Source organism: Rhizobium sp. AN68, from assembly GCF_030758035.1.
Taxonomy (GTDB): domain Bacteria; phylum Pseudomonadota; class Alphaproteobacteria; order Rhizobiales; family Rhizobiaceae; genus Agrobacterium; species Agrobacterium tumefaciens.
Genome location: NZ_JARWMI010000003.1, coordinates 2,537,851 through 2,561,053 on the forward strand (window position 1 = coordinate 2,537,851; position 23,203 = coordinate 2,561,053).

Annotated in this window: 23 protein-coding genes and 3 pseudogenes; 11 read left to right on the forward strand and 15 right to left on the reverse strand. The window is 58.7% G+C overall.

The window, feature by feature from the left end; genetic code table 11:
- Positions 1-36 precede the first annotated feature (36 nt).
- The 5 genes from RBH71_RS25340 to sdhC all read right to left on the reverse strand — a co-directional run bounded on the left by RBH71_RS25340 (position 37) and on the right by sdhC (position 4,216).
- Positions 37-579, reverse strand: a complete 543-nt coding sequence (locus RBH71_RS25340; protein ID WP_003516719.1) for a protease inhibitor Inh/omp19 family protein — start codon at positions 577-579, stop codon at positions 37-39.
- Between the two features lie 205 nt (positions 580-784).
- Positions 785-1,564, reverse strand: coding sequence for a succinate dehydrogenase iron-sulfur subunit (locus RBH71_RS25345; protein WP_003516718.1), 780 nt, complete (start codon positions 1,562-1,564; stop codon positions 785-787).
- A 15-nt stretch (positions 1,565-1,579) separates the two neighbouring features.
- Positions 1,580-3,421: a succinate dehydrogenase flavoprotein subunit gene (sdhA, locus tag RBH71_RS25350; protein WP_003516717.1), complete on the reverse strand. Its 1,842-nt coding sequence runs from the start codon at positions 3,419-3,421 to the stop codon at positions 1,580-1,582.
- 7 nt (positions 3,422-3,428) lie between these two features.
- Positions 3,429-3,809, reverse strand: coding sequence for a succinate dehydrogenase, hydrophobic membrane anchor protein (gene sdhD, locus RBH71_RS25355; RefSeq protein ID WP_003516716.1), 381 nt, complete (start codon positions 3,807-3,809; stop codon positions 3,429-3,431).
- A gap of 14 nt (positions 3,810-3,823) precedes the next feature.
- A complete protein-coding gene (sdhC, locus tag RBH71_RS25360; protein WP_003516715.1) occupies positions 3,824-4,216 on the reverse strand; it encodes a succinate dehydrogenase, cytochrome b556 subunit in 393 nt (130 codons plus the stop codon).
- A gap of 306 nt (positions 4,217-4,522) precedes the next feature.
- On the opposite strand from sdhC, the gene RBH71_RS25365 reads away from it, so the two are divergent.
- Positions 4,523-4,891, forward strand: coding sequence for a hypothetical protein (locus RBH71_RS25365; RefSeq protein ID WP_003516714.1), 369 nt, complete (start codon positions 4,523-4,525; stop codon positions 4,889-4,891).
- Positions 4,892-4,896: 5 nt separating this feature from the next.
- Here the strand turns inward: RBH71_RS25365 and RBH71_RS25370 are convergent, their stop codons facing one another.
- From RBH71_RS25370 to tsaD, 5 genes and pseudogenes are all read right to left on the reverse strand, one after another.
- A complete protein-coding gene (locus tag RBH71_RS25370; protein ID WP_003516713.1) occupies positions 4,897-5,541 on the reverse strand; it encodes a class I SAM-dependent methyltransferase in 645 nt (214 codons plus the stop codon).
- 7 nt (positions 5,542-5,548) lie between these two features.
- A pseudogene (locus RBH71_RS25375) lies at positions 5,549-5,993 on the reverse strand (EVE domain-containing protein).
- Between the two features lie 6 nt (positions 5,994-5,999).
- On the reverse strand, positions 6,000-6,293 hold the full coding sequence (locus RBH71_RS25380) for a YciI-like protein (RefSeq protein WP_003516711.1): 294 nt from the start codon (positions 6,291-6,293) through the stop codon (positions 6,000-6,002).
- Positions 6,294-6,379: 86 nt separating this feature from the next.
- On the reverse strand, positions 6,380-7,363 hold the full coding sequence (locus RBH71_RS25385; protein WP_003516710.1) for an NAD(P)H-dependent glycerol-3-phosphate dehydrogenase: 984 nt from the start codon (positions 7,361-7,363) through the stop codon (positions 6,380-6,382).
- Entirely contained in the window at positions 7,363-8,460 is a 1,098-nt protein-coding gene (gene tsaD, locus RBH71_RS25390) for a tRNA (adenosine(37)-N6)-threonylcarbamoyltransferase complex transferase subunit TsaD (RefSeq protein WP_003516708.1), read from the reverse strand. The genes RBH71_RS25385 and tsaD overlap by 1 nt, the downstream gene beginning before the upstream one ends.
- 73 nt (positions 8,461-8,533) lie before the next feature.
- On the opposite strand from tsaD, the gene hemC reads away from it, so the two are divergent.
- The 6 genes and pseudogenes from hemC (at position 8,534) to RBH71_RS25420 (ending at position 14,556) form a co-directional block, all read left to right on the forward strand.
- Positions 8,534-9,463, forward strand: a complete 930-nt coding sequence (gene hemC, locus RBH71_RS25395; protein WP_003516706.1) for a hydroxymethylbilane synthase — start codon at positions 8,534-8,536, stop codon at positions 9,461-9,463.
- A gap of 4 nt (positions 9,464-9,467) precedes the next feature.
- Positions 9,468-10,209: pseudogene (locus tag RBH71_RS25400) on the forward strand (uroporphyrinogen-III synthase).
- A 73-nt stretch (positions 10,210-10,282) separates the two neighbouring features.
- Positions 10,283-11,725, forward strand: a complete 1,443-nt coding sequence (locus RBH71_RS25405; protein ID WP_323687546.1) for a COG4223 family protein — start codon at positions 10,283-10,285, stop codon at positions 11,723-11,725.
- Between the two features lie 3 nt (positions 11,726-11,728).
- Positions 11,729-13,336 (forward strand): heme biosynthesis protein HemY, encoded by a 1,608-nt coding sequence (locus RBH71_RS25410; protein WP_003516701.1) that lies wholly within the window; start codon positions 11,729-11,731, stop codon positions 13,334-13,336.
- A 10-nt stretch (positions 13,337-13,346) separates the two neighbouring features.
- The gene (locus RBH71_RS25415; RefSeq protein ID WP_003516699.1) at positions 13,347-13,835 is read left to right on the forward strand and encodes a TerB family tellurite resistance protein; all 489 of its coding nucleotides are present in this window, start codon (positions 13,347-13,349) and stop codon (positions 13,833-13,835) included.
- On the forward strand, positions 13,825-14,556 hold the full coding sequence (locus tag RBH71_RS25420) for a glutamine amidotransferase (protein WP_003516697.1): 732 nt from the start codon (positions 13,825-13,827) through the stop codon (positions 14,554-14,556). Before RBH71_RS25415 ends, RBH71_RS25420 begins: the two co-directional genes overlap by 11 nt.
- A 6-nt stretch (positions 14,557-14,562) precedes the next feature.
- On the opposite strand, the pseudogene RBH71_RS25425 reads toward RBH71_RS25420, so the two are convergent.
- Positions 14,563-15,794 (reverse strand): annotated as a pseudogene (locus RBH71_RS25425) (MFS transporter).
- A 137-nt stretch (positions 15,795-15,931) separates the two neighbouring features.
- On the opposite strand from RBH71_RS25425, the gene RBH71_RS25430 reads away from it, so the two are divergent.
- Entirely contained in the window at positions 15,932-16,222 is a 291-nt protein-coding gene (locus tag RBH71_RS25430; protein ID WP_003516688.1) for a YggT family protein, read from the forward strand.
- Positions 16,219-16,530: a DUF167 domain-containing protein gene (locus tag RBH71_RS25435; protein ID WP_003516687.1), complete on the forward strand. Its 312-nt coding sequence runs from the start codon at positions 16,219-16,221 to the stop codon at positions 16,528-16,530. The genes RBH71_RS25430 and RBH71_RS25435 overlap by 4 nt, the downstream gene beginning before the upstream one ends.
- Positions 16,531-16,545: 15 nt before the next feature.
- Here RBH71_RS25435 and ppa read toward each other — a convergent pair whose 3' ends face one another.
- The 4 genes from ppa to RBH71_RS25455 form a co-directional block, all read right to left on the reverse strand.
- The gene (gene ppa, locus RBH71_RS25440) at positions 16,546-17,079 is read right to left on the reverse strand and encodes an inorganic diphosphatase (RefSeq protein ID WP_003516686.1); all 534 of its coding nucleotides are present in this window, start codon (positions 17,077-17,079) and stop codon (positions 16,546-16,548) included.
- Between the two features lie 169 nt (positions 17,080-17,248).
- Complete coding sequence (locus tag RBH71_RS25445; protein WP_003516685.1) at positions 17,249-17,755, reverse strand: GNAT family N-acetyltransferase; 507 nt, start codon at positions 17,753-17,755, stop codon at positions 17,249-17,251.
- Between the two features lie 215 nt (positions 17,756-17,970).
- Entirely contained in the window at positions 17,971-19,791 is a 1,821-nt protein-coding gene (gene typA, locus RBH71_RS25450) for a translational GTPase TypA (protein ID WP_003516684.1), read from the reverse strand.
- Positions 19,792-19,939: 148 nt separating this feature from the next.
- A complete protein-coding gene (locus RBH71_RS25455; RefSeq protein WP_003516683.1) occupies positions 19,940-22,000 on the reverse strand; it encodes a M3 family metallopeptidase in 2,061 nt (686 codons plus the stop codon).
- A 176-nt stretch (positions 22,001-22,176) separates the two neighbouring features.
- Here RBH71_RS25455 and RBH71_RS25460 point away from each other — a divergent pair, with 176 nt between their 5' ends.
- Together RBH71_RS25460 and RBH71_RS25465 are read left to right on the forward strand one after the other, a co-directional pair.
- On the forward strand, positions 22,177-22,602 hold the full coding sequence (locus RBH71_RS25460) for a hypothetical protein (RefSeq protein ID WP_003516682.1): 426 nt from the start codon (positions 22,177-22,179) through the stop codon (positions 22,600-22,602).
- Between the two features lie 133 nt (positions 22,603-22,735).
- Positions 22,736-23,191: a MarR family winged helix-turn-helix transcriptional regulator gene (locus tag RBH71_RS25465; RefSeq protein ID WP_003516681.1), complete on the forward strand. Its 456-nt coding sequence runs from the start codon at positions 22,736-22,738 to the stop codon at positions 23,189-23,191.
- Positions 23,192-23,203 lie beyond the last annotated feature (12 nt).

Here is a 23,203-nt window from a genome sequence, read left to right on the forward strand (position 1 = left end):
AAACAGGCGAGGCGATCCGGATGCACCGGAGATGCTCTATCGGCTGAGGCTCAGCGGCTGGCCGCTATTCGTCGTGCCGTCAAAACGCGCATCGGCGCTCTTGTAGACGCGGCCGATCGTATCGCCGGAACGGTTCTTGAAGAGGACCATCTTGCCGGACACTTCCCAGGACCCCATCGCCGTGAGTTCGCCGGAGCAGCCACGCGTGCCGCCACGAGAACCGCTGCCGAGATTGGTAAGCGTCAGGAACATGTCGCAATTGGCGCCGCCATTGGAAACGCGCCAGTTGCCAACCATGGATTCCTTGGTGACATCAAGCGCCGTTGTCGGCGGAGCGGCAGACGCCATATCAGTGCCGCCAGGCGTCGCAGAAGCGGGTGCTGACGGGAACTGACTGCCGGAAGCACCACCGGGTGGCGGCAGGGCGCCAGACTGAACGGAGGGAACCGGCTGTGCCTGCAACGGCGGCGTATAACCGGGATTGTTGCTGGTGTTGTTGTTGTAATCGTAGGAGGTACGTTGGCAACCGGCCAGGCTCATTACAACCGCAAGACCCGTCACCACATATCTGAATTGCATATCAAGCTCCCGATTCTCTCGCTTCCGGAAAGACCATGATCAAACAAGAAGGCTGAATTATTACCAAAGCCTTATCTTGCGCAAGCGATGGCTGGGATAATTACCATTTCGGTCGATTTTTACCGAAATTTCCCGCGCCCGGTTGTAAAAAAGGGCCGCGGTCCAAACCGCGGCCCGATAGATTTTCTGTCCAAACGAATCGTCTTCAGACGCGACGCTCGACCATCATCTTCTTGATTTCCGCGATCGCCTTGGCCGGGTTGAGACCCTTCGGGCAAGCCTGCGCGCAGTTCATGATGGTGTGGCAGCGATAAAGACGGAACGGATCTTCGAGATCATCAAGACGTTCGCCGGTTGCTTCGTCGCGGCTGTCGATCAGCCAGCGATAGGCTTGCAGCAGAACGGCGGGGCCGAGGTAACGGTCGCCGTTCCACCAGTAGCTGGGACAGGAAGTGGAGCAGCAGGCGCACAGAATGCACTCGTAGAGACCATCGAGCTTCAGGCGGTCCTCATGGCTCTGCTTCCATTCCTTGGCAGGCGTCGGCGAAACCGTCTTCAGCCACGGCTCGATGGAGCGGTGCTGCGCGTAGAAGTTCGACAGGTCCGGAACGAGGTCCTTCACCACTGGCATATGCGGCAGCGGATAGACCTTCACCGTTCCCTTGATCTCTTCCATGCCCTTGGTGCAGGCGAGCGTGTTGGTGCCGTCGATGTTCATAGCGCAGGAACCGCAAATGCCTTCACGGCAGGAGCGGCGCAGCGTCAGCGTCGGGTCGATATTGTTCTTGATGTACAGCAGCGCATCGAGAACCATCGGCCCGCAATCGTCGATATCGATATAATAGGTATCGATGCGCGGGTTCTGGCCATCATCCGGGTTCCAGCGATAGATCCGGTATTCGCGAACGTTCTTGGCACCATCCGGCTTCGGCCAGACTTTGCCTTCGCTGATCTGGGAATTCTTGGGGAGAGCGAGTTCAACCATATCCAGTTCCTCAAATCAGTAGACGCGAGCCTTCGGCTCGATCTTTTTCGGATCGATGCCGTCGGCGATCAGGTCGGTGTGAACAGGGCGGTAGTCGAGCTTGACATCACCTTCAGGGCTGACCCAGGCAAGCGTGTGCTTGCGCCAGTTCACATCGTCGCGACCGCCGAACGGACCATCGACGAAATCCTCGCGGGCATGCGAACCGCGGCTTTCCTTGCGCGCTTCCGCGCCGTAGACCGTGGTGATCGCGTTGGCCATCAGATTGTGGAGCTCGAGCGTTTCCACCAGATCGGAGTTCCAGACCATCGACCGGTCGGTAACCTTGACGTCAGGCAGTTCCTTCCAAATGGCGGAAATGCGCTGGCAACCGCTTTCCAGCGATTCCTGTGTGCGGAATACGGCGGCATCGTCCTGCATGGCGCGCTGCATCTTGTCACGCAGCACCGCCGTCGGCGTCGAGCCGTTGGCATAACGCAGGCTGTCGAAGCGATCCATGATCTTGTCGCAGGCAGCCGTGTCGAGAGCAGGAACCGGCGAATCGCGGTCGATGACCTGGGCTGCACGGATGGCGGCAGCGCGGCCGAAGACCACAAGGTCGATCAGCGAGTTGGAGCCGAGGCGGTTCGCGCCGTGAACCGAGGCGCAACCGGCTTCGCCAACGGCCATCAGGCCGGGAGCGATGCGTTCCGGGTTCTCGGCGTTGGCGTTCAGCACTTCGCCCCAATAGTTGGTCGGAATGCCGCCCATATTGTAGTGAACGGTCGGCAAGACCGGGATCGGCTCGCGCGTCACGTCAACGCCGGCGAAAATCTTGGCGCTTTCGGAAATACCCGGAAGACGCTCATGCAGGATCGCCGGATCAAGGTGATCGAGATGCAGGAAGATGTGGTCCTTGTTCTTGCCGACGCCACGACCCTCGCGGATTTCCATGGTCATGCAGCGAGACACCACGTCACGCGAAGCAAGGTCCTTCGCCGAAGGAGCATAACGCTCCATGAAGCGCTCGCCTTCGGAGTTGACGAGATAACCGCCCTCGCCGCGCGCGCCTTCGGTGATCAGGCAGCCCGCGCCGTAAATGCCGGTCGGGTGGAACTGAACGAATTCCATATCCTGAAGCGGCAGCCCGGCACGTGCGATCATACCGCCGCCGTCGCCGGTGCAGGTATGAGCCGAGGTCGCCGAGAAATAGGCGCGGCCGTAACCACCGGTCGCCAGCACCACCATCTTGGCGGAGAAGCGATGGATCGTGCCGTCATCGAGGTTCCACGCCACGACGCCCGTGCAGCGGCCATCGGGCGCCATAATGAGGTCGAGCGCGAAATATTCGATGAAGAATTCCGCATTGTTGCGCAGCGACTGGCCATAAAGCGTGTGCAGAATGGCGTGGCCGGTACGGTCGGCAGCGGCGCAGGTGCGCTGCACCGGCGGGCCTTCGCCGTAGTTCTGCATATGGCCGCCAAACGGGCGCTGGTAGATCTTGCCTTCGGCATTACGCGAGAAGGGCACGCCGTAATGCTCCAGCTCATAGACCGCCTTTGGCGCTTCCATGGCGAGATATTGCATCGCGTCGACGTCGCCCAGCCAGTCGGAGCCCTTTACGGTGTCGTAAAGGTGCCACTGCCAACAGTCGGGCGTCATGTTGGTGAGAGAAGCGGCGATGCCGCCCTGCGCCGCGACCGTGTGGGAGCGCGTTGGGAAAACCTTGGTGATGCAGGCCGTGCGGAACCCCTGTTCCGCCATGCCGAGCGTTGCGCGCAGACCCGCGCCGCCGGCGCCCACCACGATCACGTCATAGGAGTGATCGACGTAGGTGTAAGCCTTGCCATTCTGGGAAGGTGAACTGATCGATGCCATGGCCGATTTATCCTGCGAATGCGATTTTCAGAATGGCGAAGATGCAAAGACCGCCAATGAGAACCGCGAAAAACGTATTGAGCATCAGAAGAACGAGCTTCGAAACCTCGCCGTGAACGTAGTCTTCGATGATGACCTGCATGCCGAGCTTCATGTGAATGAGGCCGGAAACCAGCACCAGACCCATTATGACCGCAACGAGAGGGTTGGAAAGCGCCGCCGCAACTTCCGGATAGGGAGCGCCGGCATATTTGATGAGAAAGACCACGAAGAAGATCAGCAAGGGCACGTTGGCGACGGCCGTAAGGCGCTGGCGCCAGAAATGGTCGGTGCCTTCCTTGGCGGAGCCGAGGCCACGAACCTTTCCGAGAGGTGTACGCATATCCATGACAGGCTATCTCCTTAGCGCACGATCAGGGCGATGACCCAGATCAGCGCGGTCAGACAGATCGACGCTACAAAGGTCGCCTTGGCGAGTTTCGTGTTGAAGTTCTTCTCGAAGCCATGGCCGAGATCCCACATGAAGTGGCGAAGGCCGCCCAGCATGTGGTGAACGAGAGCCCAGGTATATCCGATCAGGATAAGCTTGCCGATGATCGTACCGATTGCCCAGCTGACCCAGTCGTAATAGGCAGGGCCGGAAGCAAGTGCGATAAGCCACCAGGCGACAAGAAGCGTTCCGAAATAAAGCGCCGCACCCGTGATGCGGTGCACGATGGATGCGACCATCGTCGGAATCGGCTTGTAAATTTGAAGATGCGGCGACAGAGGCCGGTTATTTGTCACGTTCGCCATCAGAACCTCGCGGCGTTTTCCCGTGCACCCGTCAGATCGGGCGCCCCCAAGCAACAGCACATGACGAAAGAATGTGCATTGCACCAACCGCGACGTTTAATCACATGGGAGCATCACGACAAGCACATTTCATGACCGATTCCAATTTAATCGATTGGTTCACGAATTTTTTTTGGAATTTTTTTGCTCGAAAATAAAAAAACGAGCATTTCCAAGATTTACGCCTTCAAAATATTTACCTTTACGTAATTTCGAAATCATGTAATTTACTATTCGTTAACCGAAAAAATCCGGAGAATGAGGCTCATGTTACAGCATCGAATCGCAGCTCTGGCGGTGATGACTGCAGGCATTATTTTCACGGCACTGCCTCCTGCTGCGGCAGGTGATTTTTATAGTCGCCACCATTATCAGCATCGTCAGTCACAGTTGAGCTTCTCCACGGACGGACTGCCCTCCACCCTTTCCGGCGGCACTTATGTGGGTGGAATATCCGCCTTGAGGGTCCGTGGGAACGGCAATTATTTCGCGATCAATGGTGGGCTTTCGCGACAAGGCGCAACCGTCAATATGGGCGCGCAGCTGGCACCGAAGGCGAAAATCATCAACGTCCGCGCCGAAACGACAGGCGACGCCTGCGATTACCAGCACGGCGTCTGCATCATCAGGCCCTGATATGATCAGACAAAACGCCAGACGGTGGTCTTTTTGACTTCACTGTCTTCCAGAGCCCGCGTCACCGGCACCTGATAGGTTGCCTCGGCGTAAAGGCGCTGTTTGGGCAGGTAGGCCCGCCCCGGATCGCCGACGAGTACGGTCACGCCTCTATCCGCCAGTTCCAGAAACCAAGGCACGAGGAGATCGGCAAAGGCGCGATCATAAAACACGTCGCCGGCCAGCAGAACATCCGCCTCAACCGGCGTCCCAACCAGATTGCGGCCGGTAAAATCGATGGCCACACCGTTGAGAGCAGCATTCAGCCGAATGGCCGTTTCCGTCCACGGATCGATATCGGCGGCGACAACAGCCGCGGCGCCCGCCTTTACGGCGGCAATGGCGACCAGTCCGGAACCGCTGGCGAAATCCAGCACACGCTTGCCGGAGACACTTTCAGGGTGATCGAGAACGTAGCGGGCAAGTCCCTGTCCACCAGCCCAGGCGAAAGCCCAGAATGGCGGCGGCAGGCCGATCTCTTCCAGCTCCTCCTCCGTCTTCAGCCACAGCTCATGGGCTTCGGTCGCAAGATGGAGGCGCAATTCCGGCACATGTGGTGGATGCATGATGCCGGTATTGTCGAGAATGAAGCGTTCAGGATCGGTCCTCACCGAAAGCTCAGTCCGGAGATTTCGGTGGATTGGAAAGGCCACCCATGCGGCAGACTTCGAGATATTCCTCTTCCGTCACCGGCTGCACCGAAAGCCGCATGGAGGTGACCAGCGACATCTTTTCGAGTTTCGGATTGGCCTTCACATCCTTCAGCGAAACCGGTTTCGGCATGTCGCAAACGGCGCGGATATCCACGCAATCCCACTTCAGATCGCCCTCTGCGGTCAGAATCCGGGTGCGAAAGGGCGCAGACTTCCACGATGCCGACGACATCCAGCCCTTCATTCGAGTGGTAGAAAAAACCCTTGTCGCCGATTTTCATGGCGCGCATGTTGTTGCGGGCCTGATAATTGCGCACGCCGGTCCATTCTTCGCCGGCCTCGCCCTTGGCCTTCTGCATTTCCCAGGACCATTTGAACGGCTCAGACTTGTAAAGCCAGTAATTCGCCATGGCCGGTCACGCCCCCGGATTGTTGAAGACCCAGTTATAGGGCTTCACATCCACGCTTTCGAACAGGCCGGCCTTTGCATAGGGATCGGCATCGGCAAGGGCCTTAGCCGCATCGATGTCGGCGGCTTCCACGATGACAAGGCTGCCATTCGGCTTGCCTTCGGCATCCAGAAACGGTCCGGCAATCTTCAGCGTGCCTTCGGCGTTCAACTTGTTCAGGTGCTCCAGATGAGCCGGGCGCGTGTCCATGCGCACGTTCAGATGGCCGGGCTTGTCTTTGCAGATAAAGGCAAACAGCATTTTCGTCTCCTCGCTGGCGCATGTCTCCCAAAAGTGTAAGCGGTTTTGGGACCAGGACATGCGTAAAAACTATCCGAAGGCCACACTCATTCAGTGGTGATGGGCCTTGTCATCAATTGTTGCATGGCGCTCGCCACGTCTAGATTGCCGTCGATGATGGCCGCAACCGCCTCGGTCACCGGCATGTCGACAGCGTGATGTTCGCCGAGCCGGGCGGCAACGGCTGCCGCAAAGGCGCCCTCCACCAGCCCGCCGGACATGTCCTTGCCTTCGCCCCGGCCAAGCGCGATGCCGAAACGCAGGTTTCGCGACTGGTGGCTTGTGGCGGTCAGCACGAGATCGCCAAGGCCGGAAAGACCGCGCACGGTATCGGCCTTGCCGCCCATGGCAACGACCAGACGCGACATCTCGGCAAGCCCCCGCGAAATCAACGCCGCCCGTGCGGAATCGCCGAGGCCCGCACCTTCAACGATGCCGGCGGCAATGGCGAGCACATTCTTCAGCGCGCCGCCAAGCTGCACGCCCGTGCGGTCGGTCGAGGCATAAAGCCTGAAGGTTCTGCCGGAAATCGTGGTCGCCAGCCGCTCGGCGATGACAGCGTCTTCCGCCGCTATCGCCATCGCCGTCGGCAGTCCGCGCGCGATATCGGCCGCAAACCCCGGACCGGAGAGAACGGCGATTGGATGATGCGGCAGTTCCGCTTCCAGAAGTTCCGTCAGCAGCCGGCCGGACACCCGGTCGATGCCCTTGGCACAGGTAACGATGATACAATCATTAGCCAGATAAGGACCGTAATGGCGCGCCGCATCGGCATGGGCCTGAGAGGGCATGGCAAACAACACGATGCCTGCATCGGCCAGCACATCCGGCACAACGGAAAATTCCAGCGCATCCGGCAGGTCTACACCCGGCAGGACAGCCTCGTGAATGCGATCAGCCCTAAGATCGGCCATCAGGGACGCATCACGGCCGAGCAGGGTCACGTCATGCCGATTCTCCAGCGCGATGACGACGGCGAGCGCGGTTCCGAAGGCGCCAGCGCCGATGACGACGATTTTCTCCCGCTGCATCAGGCCTTGGCTCCCCTTTTGCCGAAACCGATCAATGTCTCCGCGCTGCCATCAAGCGGCCAGCGCGAGCGCGGCGCGATCTCCAGCGCATCGGGTTCCCGGCCGCATGCCATCCGCTCCAGCCCGGCCCAGGCAATCATCGCGGCATTGTCAGTGCAGAGCCGGTGCGGCGGTGCGACAAAGCGGAACCCGTGGACATCACAAAGCGCCTGGAGGGTCTGGCGGATTTCCGTATTGGCGGCAACGCCGCCGGCCACGACCAAAGCGGGCTTCGTCTCGAGATGCGGAAACTCTTCCTTAAAGCGGGCAAGCCCACGACCGATACGGTCCTTGAGCGTGCGTGACACCGCCTTCTGGAAGGAGGCGCAGATATCGGCAATATCCTGATCCGAAAGCGGAGCGATCGCGGTCGCCGCCTGCCGCACCGCTGTCTTCAGACCGGAGAAGGAAAAATCGAGTCTCGTCTCGCCGACCATCGGGCGCGGCAGTGCAAAACGGTCAGGGTTGCCTTTCGCTGCTGCCTTTTCAACCGCAGGCCCGCCGGGATAGGGCAATCCCAGAAGCTTAGCAGTTTTGTCGAAGGCTTCTCCAAGCGCGTCATCAATGGTCGTACCCCAGCGCTCGTATTCACCCACACCGCGAACCAGCACAAGCTGGGTGTGGCCGCCGGAGACCAGCAGCATCAGATAGGGGAAGGAAAGACCTTCGGTCAGACGCGCCGTCAGCGCATGGCCTTCGAGATGGTTGATGGCGTAAAGCGGCTTGTCTGCAGCCTTCGCAATCGCCTTGCCGGTCATTAGGCCCACCAGCAGACCGCCGATGAGGCCGGGGCCGGACGTGGCCGCGATGGCATCGACATCGGCAAGGGTGACACCCGCCTGTTCCAGCGCTTCTTCCACCAGCGTGTCCAGCGCCTCGACATGGGCGCGGGCAGCAATTTCGGGCACCACGCCGCCATAGGCGCTGTGTTCCTCAAGCTGCGACAAAACGACGTCGGACACGATCTCGCCACGTCCGTCCGCATGCCGAACCACAATGGATGCAGCGGTTTCGTCACAGCTTGTCTCTATGCCGAGGATACGAAGAAAGGGGGTCATCAATTCTGTTCGTTCATTGCGATCATGCGCTGAGTTGGTCTAAGACAACTCCGGTAACAATGGATAGACGCGGATGCAAACAAAACCTTTCCGAATCGGCACGCGCGGCAGCCCTCTGGCGCTCGCACAGGCTTACGAGACCCGTAACCGGCTGATGTCGGCACACGGTCTGCCGGAAGATATGTTCGAAATCGTCGTGCTTTCCACCAAGGGTGACCGGATAACCGACCGCGCTTTGTCGGAGATCGGCGGCAAGGGCCTGTTCACGGAAGAACTGGAGAGCCAGCTTCTTTCCGGCGAGCTCGATATTGCCGTGCATTCCTCCAAGGACATGCCGACCGTTTTGCCGAAGGGCCTTTATCTTTCCGCTTTCCTGCCGCGCGAGGATATGCGCGACGCCTTCATTGGTCGCACCGCACCGAAGCTTCTGGAACTACCGCAGGGCGCCGTTGTCGGCTCCGCATCCTTGCGCCGCCAAGCGCTGATCCGCCGCCTGCGTCCCGACCTGAGCGTCATCATCTTTCGCGGCCAGGTCGAAACCCGCCTGCGCAAACTGGAGGAAGGCCAGGCGGATGCCACGCTTCTCGCCTTTGCCGGCCTGAAACGGCTGGGCATGGAGAATGTCCCGACGGACATTCTCGACCCGAAGGAATTTCCACCAGCCCCCGCGCAGGGCGCGATCTGCGTCGAGAGCCGTATTGGCGACACACGCATGGACGAGTTGCTTTCACCTATCAACGACATACCCACCTACGATGCGGTTACCTGCGAGCGCGCCTTTCTGGCCGCCCTCGATGGTTCCTGTCGCACCCCGATTGCGGGCTTTGCTACCTGCCACGGCGAGGAACTTCATTTCTCCGGCCTGATCCTCACACCGGACGGACAGACGAGCCACAGCGTCGAGATTTCCGGTGCTCGCAAGGATGCCGAGGACTTGGGTCGCAGGGCCGGTGAAGACGTGCGCGCCAGGGCAGGCAGCAACTTCTTCGACGGCTGGAGCTGAGCCGATGCGGATCGTCGTCACCCGGCCGCTTCGTTCGGGCGAAAAGACGGCCGCAAAGCTTGAAGCCCTCGGTCACGAGCCGGTGCTTCTTCCGCTGTTTCATCCCGTCCACCACGGCGAGCGCGCCATATCAGCGCTATCGGAGCCGCTGTCGGCCATTGCCGTGACCAGCGCCGAGGCCTTGCGGGCGCTTAGAGATTTCCGCCACCGACTTGCGCCCCATCTTTCGAAACCGCTTTTCGCCGTCGGCGAGGCGACGGCGGAAGCGGCGAGGGAAATCGGCTTCCAAAACATCCTCACCGGATCTGGCGATGCGGTGGCTCTCGCGGGGCTTGTCTCGGAGCATCGCCCCCCTAACGGAGAGCACAGATCCATTGCTCTATCTTGCCGGCACGCCGCGAGGCGCCGTGTTCGAGGACGGCATTGCCGCCGCGGGAATTTCCTTCCGAACCGTCGATTGTTACGAAATGCAGCCGTCAGATCTTTCAGACGATATGCTCGAAACAGCACTTGTGAAGACAGCTGCCGATGTGGTCCTGCTCTATTCGTCGGAAGCCGCACGGGCCTTTTTCCGCCACGCATCGTCGGAAAAATATGTGGCGGCGCTGACCACCACACAATTCGTCTGCATCAGCCGCAATGTGCTTTCACTGGTTCCGGAAATCTTCCGCGCGAACGCCGCAGCCGCCGAAGGGGCAAACGAGGCAGCCATGTTTGAACTTCTCCACCGAAAGTCTGGAACCTAATTCAGGCTCGCCTCTTTCCTTTGCCGCCGTCACTGACTAGGTTTAGACTATTGCAGGCAGAAATGAGGTTGTCATGGTATCGGGAAAGCCGCCACGCCACTCCAAGTCAAACGCCGAACCGGTCACCATCGACCTGGACGCAAAAGACGTGAAAGCAATTTCCGCCGACGTGGATGCTGCAAAGACTGATGACAAGACCGGCGAGACGACACCGGCAGCAGCTCAGCCAAACGTTCCTCCCAAGCCAGAAGCAGCCGAAACGTCCAGCCCGGCTCCCGTTTGGGAACAGACGCATAAAACACCCATGGAGCCTGCACCGAACGTTCACAAGGCGGAACCGGCAACCGGCAAGCCCCAGGTGGAAAAACCTGCCGACAAACAGCCCGAGACAGCTTCGCCGAAACCCGAAGCGAAACCGGTGACCAGCGCGACTGACGCAAGCGCTGCTTCCGCTTCCGCGGCGGGCGCAAAGCCTGCGACTTTTGCTTCCACATCGTCGTCCGCAGCATCCGGAAGCGCGACTACTGGTGCAAAGCCATCGACAGGCGCGTCATCCTCCGGACCGGCCAAGCCATCCACGCCACAGCAACCCGCGCGCAAACAGGCGGCAACCTCCGGTGTGATCGCGGCGGGTATCGTGGGTGGCCTCGTGGCGCTCGCAGCTGCTGGCAGCATGCAATATGCCGGCATTCTACCCTCGTTTAATGTGAGCAAGACCGGAAGCGATGAGATTGCCGCATTGAGAACCGAGCTAGGGAGCCTGCGTCAGCAGCTCGCCAATGTTCCCGCGGCAGGAGGGGATACCTCGGCGCTGGAACAGCGCATCGCCGCTCTTGAGGGCGCAAAGGGCGAAGCCCCGCAGGTGGACGCACTTTCGGAAAAAATAACCGCGCTGGAATCCGCGCTCACGTCAGAGCGTTCCGCGCAGGCCTCAGCAACGGCGGAGCTGACACGCCGCCTGACTGACGCGGAAACCAAGATCAATGAACCGCGCGACGATATAGAAGTCGCCCGCGCCATCGCGTTGGCCGCACTGAAAGCCGCGATTGATCGCGGTGGGCCGTTCCTCACTGAACTCGACACATTGTCTAAGGTAACCCCGGACGATCCGGCAATCGCATCCTTGCAGTCTTTCGCCGCAACCGGCGTGCCATCGCGCTCGGAGCTGATGCAGAAATTCCCCGACGTTGCGAATGCGATGCTCTTGGCGATCAATCGGCCCGACCCCAATCAGGGCATCATGGAACGTCTGACGGAAAGCGCCTTTTCGCTAGTGAAGGTCCGCCCCGTCGGAAACATCGAAGGCGAGACCCCCGACGCCATGATCGCGCGCATGGAAAACAAGTTGCGCAACGGAGATCTGCAGGGTGCGGCACTTGAATGGAATGGGCTTCCCGAGGCCGCCAAGACAGCATCCGCCGACTATAAAAAATCTCTGGATGCGCGCATCGAGGTCGAAAACCTGGTGGGAGGCACGTTAAACCGCGCCATCACCAGCACCGGCAAGCAGGGGTAAGGCATGACCAGAATTCTGACTTTCGTCCTCATCGTTCTGGCGCTCGGTTTCGGTTTCTCCTGGCTGGCGGACAGGCCCGGTGTCCTCTCAATCGTCTGGCAGGGCCAGCTGATCGAAATGAGCCTGATGGTCGCCGCCTCCATCGTTGCTGCATTCGTTGCGGCCGTCATGCTGGTCTGGTGGGTCGTCAATGCCATATGGACATCGCCGAACGCGGCACGACGCTATTTTCGCGCCCGCAAGCGCGACCGTGGTTATCAGGCGCTCTCCACCGGCCTCATCGCCGCCGGCGCCGGCAACGCCATTCTGGCCCGCAAGATGACGGCCCGCACGCAGGGGCTTCTCAGTGCTGATCAGGAGCCGCTGATCCACCTGCTCGATGCGCAAGCCGACCTCATCGAAGGCAAATATGACGAGGCGCGGCGCAAATTCGAGGCGATGGCCCGCGATCCTGAAACCCGCGAACTTGGCCTTCGCGGCCTTTATATCGAGGCGCGCCGACAGGGAGCCCATGAAGCAGCCCAGCAATATGCCGAGGACGCAGCCGAAAAAGCCCCTTACCTGCCTTGGGCAGCACAGGCGACGCTGGAAACCCGCTGCCGCAATGGCGAGTGGGATGACGCGATCCGCCTGCTCGACCAGCAAAAAGCAGCAGGCGTCATCCAACGCGGCGAGGCTGAGCGGCTGAAAGCTGTGCTTCTTACCGCAAAGGCCGGTGAAAAACTGGAGAGCGACCCGGTGGGTGCGCGCGAAGACGCAAAACAAGCCCTCAAGCTTGCAAAAAGCCTTGTGCCCGCAGCATTGATCGCAGCAAAATCCTATCTGCGCGATGACAATCTACGCAAGGCCGCAGCGGTTCTGGAACCAGTATGGAAGAACGATCCCCACTCGCAGATCGCCGATCTCTATGTTCGGGCGCGCAGCGGCGATACGGCCATTGATCGCCTTAAACGTGCCGAACGGCTTGAGAGCCTGAAACCCAACAACATCGAATCCCTGTTTGCCGTGGCGCAGGCAGCTCTCGACGCCAAGGAATTTGCCAAGGCGCGTGCCAAAGCGGAAGCCGCCGCCCGGATCGAGCCGCGCGAAAGCATCTTCCTGCTGATGGCCGACATCGAGGAAGCCGAAACCGGCGATCAGGGCCGGGTGCGTTACTGGATGGCGCAGGCTCTGCGCGCACCGCGTGATCCCGTCTGGGTGGCAGATGGTGTCACTTCGGAAAAATGGCTTCCGGTTTCGCCCGTGACGGGCCGTCTCGACGCCTTCGAGTGGAAGGCGCCTTTTGGCCAGCTTGAAGGACCTGTCGAAGACCTGACAATCGAAAATGCGATTGCAGCAGCACCGGCAAGGACCGAACAGGCTCCGACCCCGATCGTTGTTGAAGTGGCACCTCAGCCCATTGTTGTGACAAAACCCGCACCCATCGAGGTCAAGCCGGACGTATCTGCCCCGAAGGAGAAAAAGCCGGCAACAAATGAAGTTCCGGTGGAAGCCAGGCCAGCGGATGCGAAGACAGAACCGGTGCCATTTTTCGGTGGTGCACCGGATGATCCCGGCGTCAAGAAACCCGGCGTGGAAGCCGAACCCAAAACCCGGCTAAAACTCTTCTGACAGGCTATCGATGTTCAACCAGATCCAGTCGTTTATTCAAAACCTCGTTGGCCAGCATGCGGATGAATTCAGCCCCGATGATCTGAGGGTCGCGGTGGCCGCCCTCTGTTTTCAGGTAATGGAAGCGGACGGCACGGTCTCCAAAAGCGAGCGTGATCGCCTTCGTGAGATCCTCCACGACTATTATCATCTTGATGCCGGCAAGCTGGACGCGCTTCTTGCCGCCGGCCAGGAGGCCGGCAAGGAAGCCGTAGACTATTATCGCTTCACCACCGACATCCGCCGCCATCTCGATGAAGAGCAGCGCGTGGAGCTTATTGGCATCCTCTGGGATATTGTTTACGCTGACGGCGAACGAAGCGAGATGGAAGATCATGTGATCTGGCGCGTGGCCGATCTACTCGGTGTTTCCGTGCGCGACAGGGTTCTGCAACGTCAGCAGGCCGCCACCAGGTCCGGACCCGCTGAAGAAAGCGAAAACGAAGACGATGCTGTTTGACCCCTCCAGGCAACAGAGAAAACAACCTTCGCTGCTCGTCATCCTGCATCAGGAACGGTCCACGCCCGGCCGCGTCGGCCAGATGCTGGTGGAAAAAGGCTATCGGCTGGATATAAGGCGCCCCGCGCTTGGAGACGATCTGCCGCAAACGCTGGAGAAACATGCGGGCGCCATCATCTTCGGCGGCCCGATGAGCGCCAACGACCCGCATGACTATATCAAAGCCGAAATTGACTGGCTGAAAGTGCCGCTGAAGGAAAACAAACCCTTTCTCGGCATCTGCCTCGGCGCACAAATGCTGTCCAAACATCTGGGTGGTAAGGTAGAGGCCGACCGTGAAGGCAAGGTGGAAATCGGCTGGTATCCGCTTCATGCGACCGAACACGGGCGATTGCTGATGCCGCATTGGCCGAAGATGGTCTATCATTTCCACCGCGAAGGGTTCGATTTGCCGCGGGGAGCTGAGCTTCTGGCATCGGGCGAAACCTATCCCAACCAAGCTTACCGATACGGAAAAAACGCCTGGGGCCTTCAGTTTCACGCAGAACTGACCCGCGCGATGATGCACAGCTGGGTGGTGCGTGGCGCACAGCGTTTCGGCATGCCCAATGCGCAGGTCGGCAGCCAGCATCTGGAGGGGCGCATGTTGTTCGACACACCGCTCCGGTCCTGGCTTGGCAATTTCCTTGATCTGGTTTTCGAAGGCAAACCGCAGCGCTGAGGCGCGTCAGCGTGGTGCGTCGAGATTATCGATCCTGCGCAGCTTCGAAAAGCCGAGTGCCCAGATGACCGCAACCGCAAGCGTGCCCGCCCCGCCGATGACGACTGCTGGCACGGCCCCGACGACATGGGCCATGGTGCCGGCGCGGAACTCGCCCAGCTCGTTGGACGCCCCGACAAACACCATGTTCACCGCATTCACGCGCCCGCGCACCTCATCCGGCGTCCAGAGCGCAATCAACGTTTCCCGCACATAAACCGACACCATGTCCGATGCGCCCATGACCACCAATGCGGCAATGGACACCCATGCGGTTTGAGAAAGTCCGAATACCACGGTGGAAATGCCGAAAAACCCGACACCGACGAACATCAGCAGGCCGGCATGGTGGCGGATGGGCCTGAACGCCAGAATGACCGCGACGGTTATGGCGCCGATACCGGGTGCCGCGCGCAGAAGCCCAAGCCCCCAAGGCCCGAGTGTCAGCACTTCCTTGGCGAAAATCGGCATCAGGGCGACAGCGCCGCCGAGCAACACGGCAAAAAGATCGAGCGAGATGGCGCCGAGAACCACTTTTTCCTGCGAGATGAATTTGAACCCGGCCAGCATGGTCTCGAGGCTGATCGCTTTTGCCGGACCCCGTTGCTCCGGTTTGCGGATCGTCACCGCCAGCATAGCGGACACGATGAACAGCACGAGCGCCACGCTATAGGCCACGGAAGCGCCGAGACCATAAAGCAGGCCACCGGCGACAGGGCCAAGAATGGACGCCATCTGCCATGAAGAGGAGTTCCAGGCGATGGCGTTCGGCAAATCCTCGACAGGCACAAGATTGGGAGCCAGCGATTGCACCGCCGGCCCCATGAAAGCCCGCTCTATGCCGAACACGACGAGAATGGCAAAGACCGGCCAGGGAGAAAAGCTGTGTGCCAGCGTCAGGCCAAGCAGAGCCGCCGCGCAACCGGCCGCGATCAGAAGGCATACGGCCATAATGCGCCGGCGATTGTGCCTGTCCGCCACCGTTCCAGTGACAAGGATTAAAAGCAGCGATGGCAGAAACTGGAAAAGACCGATCAAGCCGAGATAAAAGGCATTGCCGGTGACCTCATACATCTGCCAGCCCACGGAAACGCTGACGATCTGGATTGCGAAGGCCGAAAAAACCGGGCGCTGAAAAAACGGCGATAGGAACTATGCCGGAATGCACCGAAGCGGTTTTCGGCAGAAGGCAGGGACATCGGCTGGGTGCTCTCGAGACAATATGAGAAGTCTGCAATAGAGCGATACGACAAGAATCGCCAGCCCTATAGGCGCAACACTTGCCGGTTCACGAGCGAATGTCTAAATGTCTTGCAATCAAGATACGGAGATATTGATGCTTGCCCTGTTTCAGACCATCGATCTGGCTTTGAACCTCTATACGTGGGTGCTGATCGCCAGCGCCATTTTTTCCTGGCTTTACGCCTTCAACGTCATCAACTCCCGCAACCAGTTCGTGAATGCCATCGGCAGCTTTCTGGTCAACGTCACCGAGCCGGTCCTGCGCCCAATCCGTAGCATTCTGCCTAATCTCGGCGGCATCGATATTTCGCCGATCATCCTGCTGCTGATCATCTTCTTCATCCGCTCCTTCATGTGGAATACGCTCTATCCCATGGTCGCTTGAGCGACCTCTGGCAAAAACACGGCGATCACATACGCCTGTCCGTTCGCCTCACCCCGAACGGGGGACGCGATGCCATTGACGGCGTGGAGCAGGATGCTGACGGAAATGCCCATCTGAAGGCCCGCGTCAGTGCAGTGCCTGAGGGCGGCAAGGCGAACAAGGCCCTGGTTATTTTGCTGGCGAAAAAATTCGGCCTGCCCAAATCGTCCATCACCTTCATTTCAGGTGAAACAGCGCGTAAAAAAATCCTCCGGATCGATACCGACCCGGAGGATTTCGAAACGCTTTTTAGAAAGCTGGAAGTCTAAGGCAACGGGCTGAAATCAGCCCTGCGTCTTGTAGCGCTCGATGGCTTCGACGATCAGCTTCTTGGCAACGTCGACATCCTGCCAACCGCCCATCTTCACCCACTTGCCGGGCTCCAGATCCTTGTAGTGCTCGAAGAAGTGCTCGATCTGCTTCAGCGTGATTTCCGGCAGGTCGGTGTAGTTGTGGACCTTGTCGTAACGGCGCGTCAGCTTCGGAACCGGAACGGCGAGGATCTTCTCGTCCTTGCCGCCGTCGTCTTCCATGATCATGACGCCGATGGGGCGCACATTGATCACGCAGCCAGGAACCAGCGGGCGGGTATTGCAGATAAGAACGTCGATCGGGTCGCCATCGTCGGAAAGCGTGTGCGGCACGAAGCCATAGTTACCCGGATAGGTCATAGGCGTGTAGAGGAAACGATCGACGATCAGCGCACCGGCGTCCTTGTCCATCTCGTACTTGATCGGCTGGCCGCCAACCGGCACCTCGACAATAACATTCACGTCTTCCGGCGGATTCTTGCCAATGGAAATTGCATCGATACGCATTCGCTTCCCTCATTCGACGGGGTTGGATTTGGTTTTCGATACTGGGAAAGTCGCCGTATTGCAACATGGCTTTAGGCGGATAAGGCAGAATGCCGAATTTGAGGGCATCGGGATTGTGAATGGCCGACCGGAAAAAATGAAACCGGCGTGAAATCACCCGGCTGCGTACTTAGTTCCAGACGAAACCGATCTTGCGCAGCGACCTGCCGCCGAAATCTTCCATGCCCTCGGCGATGTCCCGGCCGCCATGCGAACGGAAAAACCGATTGGCAACCTCGCTATCTTCGAGGCACCAGACCACAACACCGTTGCAGCCGAGCGAGGTCAGCAGCCGGCGAGCTTCCGTGAACAGCAGCGAGCCAAGCCCGATGCCCTGATATTCCGGCCGCAGATAAAGCTCGTAGATTTCTCCGTCATGCGGCAGCCCACGCGCACGGCTTAAGCCCAGCGTGGCATATCCGGCAACCACGCCCTTCACTTCCACCACCAGCATGGTTGCGGAACCCCGGGTCGCCTTCTTCCACCAGATTTCGCCGCGGCGCTCCAGCATCTGCGTCAGCGGTCGGTGCGGGATCAGCCCGGCATAGGCCTGTTGCCATGACAGACGGTGCGCTTCGGCTATTGCGCGCGCATCTTGCGGTTCGGCTCGGCGAACATCTATGGATAACGTTTTCATAACGCGATTCTGGCCCCGACCATGAAAACTTGCCAGCCATAAAGGTTAACGACAGCAAGCTTACCCACAGCCTATTCATGTGGACGACCGAGAAAAATTAACGCATCCTTAACCTTTGACACAAGGGTCTTTCGACTCATGCACAAATAAAACATGCGCATAAAAAAACCCGGCTCGCGGCCGGGTTTTTTCAAATTCTTGACGGGAAGCCGCAATCAAACTGCGAGCTTCGCCTTTTCGAAACGCTTGCGATCGTTGGCGTCGAGGAACATCTTGCGCAGACGGATGGACTTCGGCGTCACTTCCATCAGCTCGTCGTCCTGGATCCAGGAAAGCGCGCGGTCGAGCGTCATGCGGATCGGCGGCGTCAGCTTTACGGCTTCATCCTTGCCGGCGGCGCGGATGTTGGTCAGCTGCTTGCCCTTCAGCACGTTCACTTCGAGATCGTTATCGCGAGAGTGAATGCCGATAATCATGCCGGCATAAACCTTCTCACCCGGCTCGATGATCATCGGGCCACGATCTTCCAGGTTGAACATGGCGTAGGCGACAGCTTCGCCCGAACCGTTCGACAAAAGAACGCCGTTAACGCGACCAGCAATCGCACCCTTGTACGGCTGATAGTCGTGGAACAGACGGTTCATGATCGCCGTGCCGCGCGTGTCGGTCAAAAGTTCCGACTGGTAGCCGATCAGGCCGCGGGTCGGAGCGTAGAACTTCAGACGAACGCGATTACCGCCGGAGGGACGGAGCTCAGCCATTTCAGCCTTGCGCTCGGACATCTTCTGAACGACGACGCCGGAGTGCTCTTCATCGACGTCGATCACGACTTCTTCGATCGGCTCCATCATGGCGCCGTTCTCATCCTTGTGCATGACAACGCGCGGACGCGAAACTGCAAGCTCGAAGCCTTCACGACGCATGGTTTCGATGAGAACTGCCAGCTGCAATTCGCCACGCCCGGAAACGAAGAACGAATCCTTGCCTTCAGCCTCTTCAATCTTCAGCGCGACGTTGCCTTCGGCTTCCTTGAACAGACGGTCGCGGATGACGCGGCTCGTGACCTTGTCGCCTTCGGTGCCGGCAAGCGGGCTGTCGTTGACGATGAAGGACATGGTAACGGTCGGCGGATCGATCGGCTGTGCGGTCATCGCCTCGGTGACGGAAGGGTCACAGAAGGTATCGGCAACAGTGCCCTTGGAAAGACCAGCGATGGCGACGATGTCACCCGCATGGGCTTCATCGATGGACGTGCGCTCAATGCCGCGGAATGCGAGGATCTTGGAAATACGACCGGTTTCGATCGTCTTGCCGTCCTGGCCAAGTACCTTCACGGCCTGGTTCGGCTTGATCGAACCGGAAGCGATACGGCCGGTGATGATACGGCCGAGGAAGGGGTTGGCTTCGAGGATCGTACCGATCAGACGGAACGGACCTTCTTCAACCGTAGGCTCCGGAACATGCTCGAGAACCAGATCGAGCAACGGTGCAAGACCCTGATCCTTCGGACCTTCTGGGTTGACGTTCATCCAGCCGTCACGGCCGGAACCGTAAAGGATCGGGAAGTCGAGCTGCTCGTCGGTAGCATCGAGATTTGCGAAAAGGTCGAAAACTTCGTTGATGACCTCTTCATGGCGGCCATCCGGACGGTCGATCTTGTTGATCGCGACGATCGGGCGAAGACCAACCTTCAGCGCCTTGCTGACGACGAACTTCGTCTGCGGCATCGGGCCTTCGGAACTATCGACCAGAACGATCGCGCCATCCACCATCGACAGGATACGCTCAACTTCGCCGCCGAAATCGGCGTGGCCGGGGGTGTCGACGATGTTGATGCGAACACCCTTCCACTCCACCGAAGTCGCCTTGGCAAGAATGGTGATGCCGCGTTCCTTTTCGAGATCGTTGCTATCCATCACGCGTTCCGCAACGCGCTGGTTGTCGCGGAACGAGCCGGACTGCTTCAGAAGCTCGTCAACGAGCGTCGTTTTTCCATGGTCAACGTGCGCGATAATCGCGATGTTGCGAATTGCCATTGTTCAAAATCTCTGAGGTTGGGCGCTACCTTCGTGAGATGCGCCAATTTAGTTTGGCGCGCTCATAACCTTTTTTTGCAAATGCGAAAGGGGGGCATTGTCATATGCCCCCTGCGCTCAGGTTCTAGCTCAAGAATATGACAGTCTTTTATACGAGGCCGCGCTTCAAAAGCATGGCATCGGGACTTGGCATCTTGCCTCGAAAAGCGAGATAGGCCTCCTCCGGATCGATCGAGCCACCGACTGAATAGATATTCTCTTTCAGCTTGCGCGCCATTTCACCATCGAAGGCGTTGCCGGTTTCCTCGAAGGCAGAAAACGCGTCGGCGTCCAGCACCTCCGACCACATGTAGGAATAATAACCGGCCGAATAACCATCACCGGAAAACACATGCTGGAAATGTGGCGTCGCATGCCGCATGACGATGGACTTCGGCATGTTCAGGGCGGAAAGCACCTCACCTTGTACGACCATGGGATCGCCGACGCTGTCACGGGTATGGAACGCCATATCGACGATAGCCGAAGAAGTGAATTCCACCGTGCTGAAACCGGCATTGAAGGTCTGTGCTGCCAGAACCTTGTCCAGCAGCGCCTTTGGCATCGGTGCCCCGGTTTCATAATGCAGGGCATATTTCTCCAGAATTTCCGGCACGGTCAGCCAGTGTTCGTAAAGCTGCGACGGCAACTCGACGAAATCGCGCGACACACCCGTTCCGGAAACGGAAGGATAGGTGACATCAGATAACATGCCGTGCAGGGCGTGGCCGAATTCGTGAAACAGCGTGCGCGCATCATCGAGCGAAAGCAGCGCAGGCTTCCCCTCTGCCGGTTTTGCAAAATTGCAGACATTGTAGATGATCGGCATTTCACCGACGGTGCCGTTCTTCAAAGGCAGCTTGTGCTGCGACTGGAACGAACTCATCCACGCGCCGGAACGCTTGGACGGGCGGGCGAAATAATCGCCGAGGAACATGGCCTTCAGGTCGCCCTTGTCGTCGCGGATTTCAAAAACCCGCACATCGGGATGATAGGCGGAGACACCCTTGATCTCGACGGCACGAATTGCAAAAAGCCGGTTGGCCACATCGAAGCACGCATCGATGATCTTTTCCAATTGCAGATACGGCTTCAATTCGGTCTCGGAGAAGCTGAATTTCTGTGCCCGCAGCTTTTCGGCGTAATGGCGCCAGTCCCAAGGCATCACCTCGTGGTTCTTGCCCTCCGCGGCGATGATGGCGGCAAGTTCAGCCTCCTCCTCACCTGCGCGCAGCACGGCCTTTTCCCAGACCTGGCCCAGAAGACCGTTCACGGCATCCGGCGTTTTTGCCATCGTGTCGTCCAGCTTGTAGGCAGCAAAATTCTTGTAGCCGAGAAGCTGTGCCTTTTCCTCACGCAGTTCCAGCGTACGGCGGACGGTTGCGCGGTTGTCTGTATCGCCACCATTTTCGCCGCGAGCCACCCAGGCCTTGAAGGCTTGCTCGCGCAAGTCGCGGCGTTCGGAGAAGGTCAGGAATGGCTCGATGATGGAGCGGGAAAGGGTAACGGCAAATTTGCCGTCTTCGCCATGTTCGCGCGCGGCGCCTGCCATGGCATCACGCAGAAAACCGGGAATGCCGGAAAGCTCGTCATCGGTGGAGAGCAAAAGTTTCCAGCTCTTTTCATCCGCCAGAACATTCTGCCCGAATTTGGCGCCGAGACCGGCAAGCTCTTCATTGATGGCAGCCAGACGCTCCTGACGGTCCTTCTGCAACTTTGCGCCGGAGCGCACGAAACCCTTCCAGTGCCGTTCGAGAACGCGTTTTTCCTCGCCGGTCAGGGAAAGCGCATCGCGCGTTTCCCATAGCGTGTCGATGCGTCTGAACAGCGACTCGTTCATGCCGATCTTGGAATAGTGCCGTGACATTTTCGGCGCGATTTCCCGCTCCAGTGCCTGAATGACGCCGTTGGTGTGGGCACCCGCCTTGTTCCAGAACAGCGCCGAAATGCGCGAGAGTTCGTCGCCTGCGATTTCAAGCGCGGTCACGGTGTTTTCGAAGGTCGGCGCCTGCGGATTGCCGGCAATCGCATCGATTTCCTGTTCATGGGACAAAAGGGCGGCCTCAAAGGCCGGAGCAAAATCCTCATCCTTGACCGCATCGAATTTCGGCAGACCGTTCTGACCGTTCCAGGTAACGAGTGCGGGATAGGGCGCGGTCGTGGATGGCATTTCATCTTCCTTGTACAATTCCGGTTTACGCCCATATGGGCATGCCTCCACCGCCAATTCAATATGCCGGAATTTGGTGTGGAAGACATGATCGTCAACACCGCCAAGTATTGACTGGCATGTCGACGGCATGTTTTGATTTATCGTAATAATATCCCATGATGGAGATATGTATTATGGAGATTTATTCTTTAAGGTCTGCCAATAGTTTCCTTTTCAGGGACAATTCCAAAAACAGCAGACCCGTGGGAAGCCCCGATTTCGGCAAGGCAGCCCCATCCGACGCGGCCACCGGCTTTGAAGAAACGATAGACCGAATCGATTTCACCCGCGTCAGCCCCCGGCAATTGCGGGAAATCGCGCAGGAATATTACGATACCGGAAAAATCAGCCACGATACCTGGCTTGAGCTTTCGTCCGAACTTCCGGCACAGACGCTGAATGCCAATGGCGAGGTGATTGACATTGCCGACGTGACCGACGACACGGATTTCGACTTCGTGACGTATTTTTCTGACCGGATCGAGATTGCCCGTTCCATTGGCACGACGGATGAAGTGGAAAAAATGCAGGGTGTATTGTCTTTTTTTGCTTCGACGTGACGATGACAGGCAATGTTGTTGGACGTCCCGCAATCAAACTGACGAATACTTTACGCAATTTTCGATAATATGATTTATGCGCCATTGCTTATCGTCCGAAACTTAGTAAGGCTGACTTACCAAAAGGCGAAGCATGGGCACACGCGAAAAAGATTCATTGGCATTTTTGCTGAACAGCGGCGCACGCCTGCTGAACAGTGCATTTGAGCGCCGTATCTCGGAAGCCGGACTGGGCCTTACCCCCGGCGAGGCAAGAGCATTGCTGACAGTTGCGGTTATCGATGGCAGCAAGCAGGCTGACATCGCCGCCCGTCTCGGCATCGAACCCATGACGATCTGCGCCTATCTCGACAAGTTGCAGTCACTCAATCTGATAGAACGCCAGCAGGACCCGCAGGACAGGCGTTCCAAACGTATCGTCCTGACGAAAACCTCCGCCGACATGCTGGAAGCTGTCGGTCATGAAATCGACCAGCTCGTTCTTCAGGCCACACAGGGACTGAACGAAGAGGAAGTCGCGCTTTTCCGTAGCTTCCTGCAGACGCTTCGCAACAATCTGCAACCGGAACAGCAGGGCCAGAACGGCTGATCGCAATGTCGA

Coding starts and splice junctions, on each gene's coding strand:
- RBH71_RS25385 (WP_003516710.1), bottom strand. CDS start 7,363: ATGCAGCGGGAGAAAATCGTCGTCATCGGCGCTGGCGCCTTCGGAACC.
- RBH71_RS25420 (WP_003516697.1), top strand. CDS start 13,825: ATGCTGTTTGACCCCTCCAGGCAACAGAGAAAACAACCTTCGCTGCTC.
- RBH71_RS25455 (WP_003516683.1), bottom strand. CDS start 22,000: ATGCCATCCACGACCGCGCCCTATCCCGCACTCGTTACCTGGAACGGT.
- sdhD (WP_003516716.1), bottom strand. CDS start 3,809: ATGGATATGCGTACACCTCTCGGAAAGGTTCGTGGCCTCGGCTCCGCC.
- RBH71_RS25365 (WP_003516714.1), top strand. CDS start 4,523: ATGTTACAGCATCGAATCGCAGCTCTGGCGGTGATGACTGCAGGCATT.
- RBH71_RS25415 (WP_003516699.1), top strand. CDS start 13,347: ATGTTCAACCAGATCCAGTCGTTTATTCAAAACCTCGTTGGCCAGCAT.
- sdhA (WP_003516717.1), bottom strand. CDS start 3,421: ATGGCATCGATCAGTTCACCTTCCCAGAATGGCAAGGCTTACACCTAC.
- tsaD (WP_003516708.1), bottom strand. CDS start 8,460: ATGACCCCCTTTCTTCGTATCCTCGGCATAGAGACAAGCTGTGACGAA.
- RBH71_RS25460 (WP_003516682.1), top strand. CDS start 22,177: ATGGAGATTTATTCTTTAAGGTCTGCCAATAGTTTCCTTTTCAGGGAC.
- ppa (WP_003516686.1), bottom strand. CDS start 17,079: ATGCGTATCGATGCAATTTCCATTGGCAAGAATCCGCCGGAAGACGTG.
- typA (WP_003516684.1), bottom strand. CDS start 19,791: ATGGCAATTCGCAACATCGCGATTATCGCGCACGTTGACCATGGAAAA.
- hemC (WP_003516706.1), top strand. CDS start 8,534: ATGCAAACAAAACCTTTCCGAATCGGCACGCGCGGCAGCCCTCTGGCG.
- RBH71_RS25380 (WP_003516711.1), bottom strand. CDS start 6,293: ATGCTGTTTGCCTTTATCTGCAAAGACAAGCCCGGCCATCTGAACGTG.
- RBH71_RS25340 (WP_003516719.1), bottom strand. CDS start 579: ATGCAATTCAGATATGTGGTGACGGGTCTTGCGGTTGTAATGAGCCTG.
- RBH71_RS25345 (WP_003516718.1), bottom strand. CDS start 1,564: ATGGTTGAACTCGCTCTCCCCAAGAATTCCCAGATCAGCGAAGGCAAA.
- RBH71_RS25410 (WP_003516701.1), top strand. CDS start 11,729: ATGACCAGAATTCTGACTTTCGTCCTCATCGTTCTGGCGCTCGGTTTC.
- RBH71_RS25445 (WP_003516685.1), bottom strand. CDS start 17,755: ATGAAAACGTTATCCATAGATGTTCGCCGAGCCGAACCGCAAGATGCG.
- RBH71_RS25465 (WP_003516681.1), top strand. CDS start 22,736: ATGGGCACACGCGAAAAAGATTCATTGGCATTTTTGCTGAACAGCGGC.
- sdhC (WP_003516715.1), bottom strand. CDS start 4,216: ATGGCGAACGTGACAAATAACCGGCCTCTGTCGCCGCATCTTCAAATT.
- RBH71_RS25405 (WP_323687546.1), top strand. CDS start 10,283: ATGGTATCGGGAAAGCCGCCACGCCACTCCAAGTCAAACGCCGAACCG.
- RBH71_RS25430 (WP_003516688.1), top strand. CDS start 15,932: ATGCTTGCCCTGTTTCAGACCATCGATCTGGCTTTGAACCTCTATACG.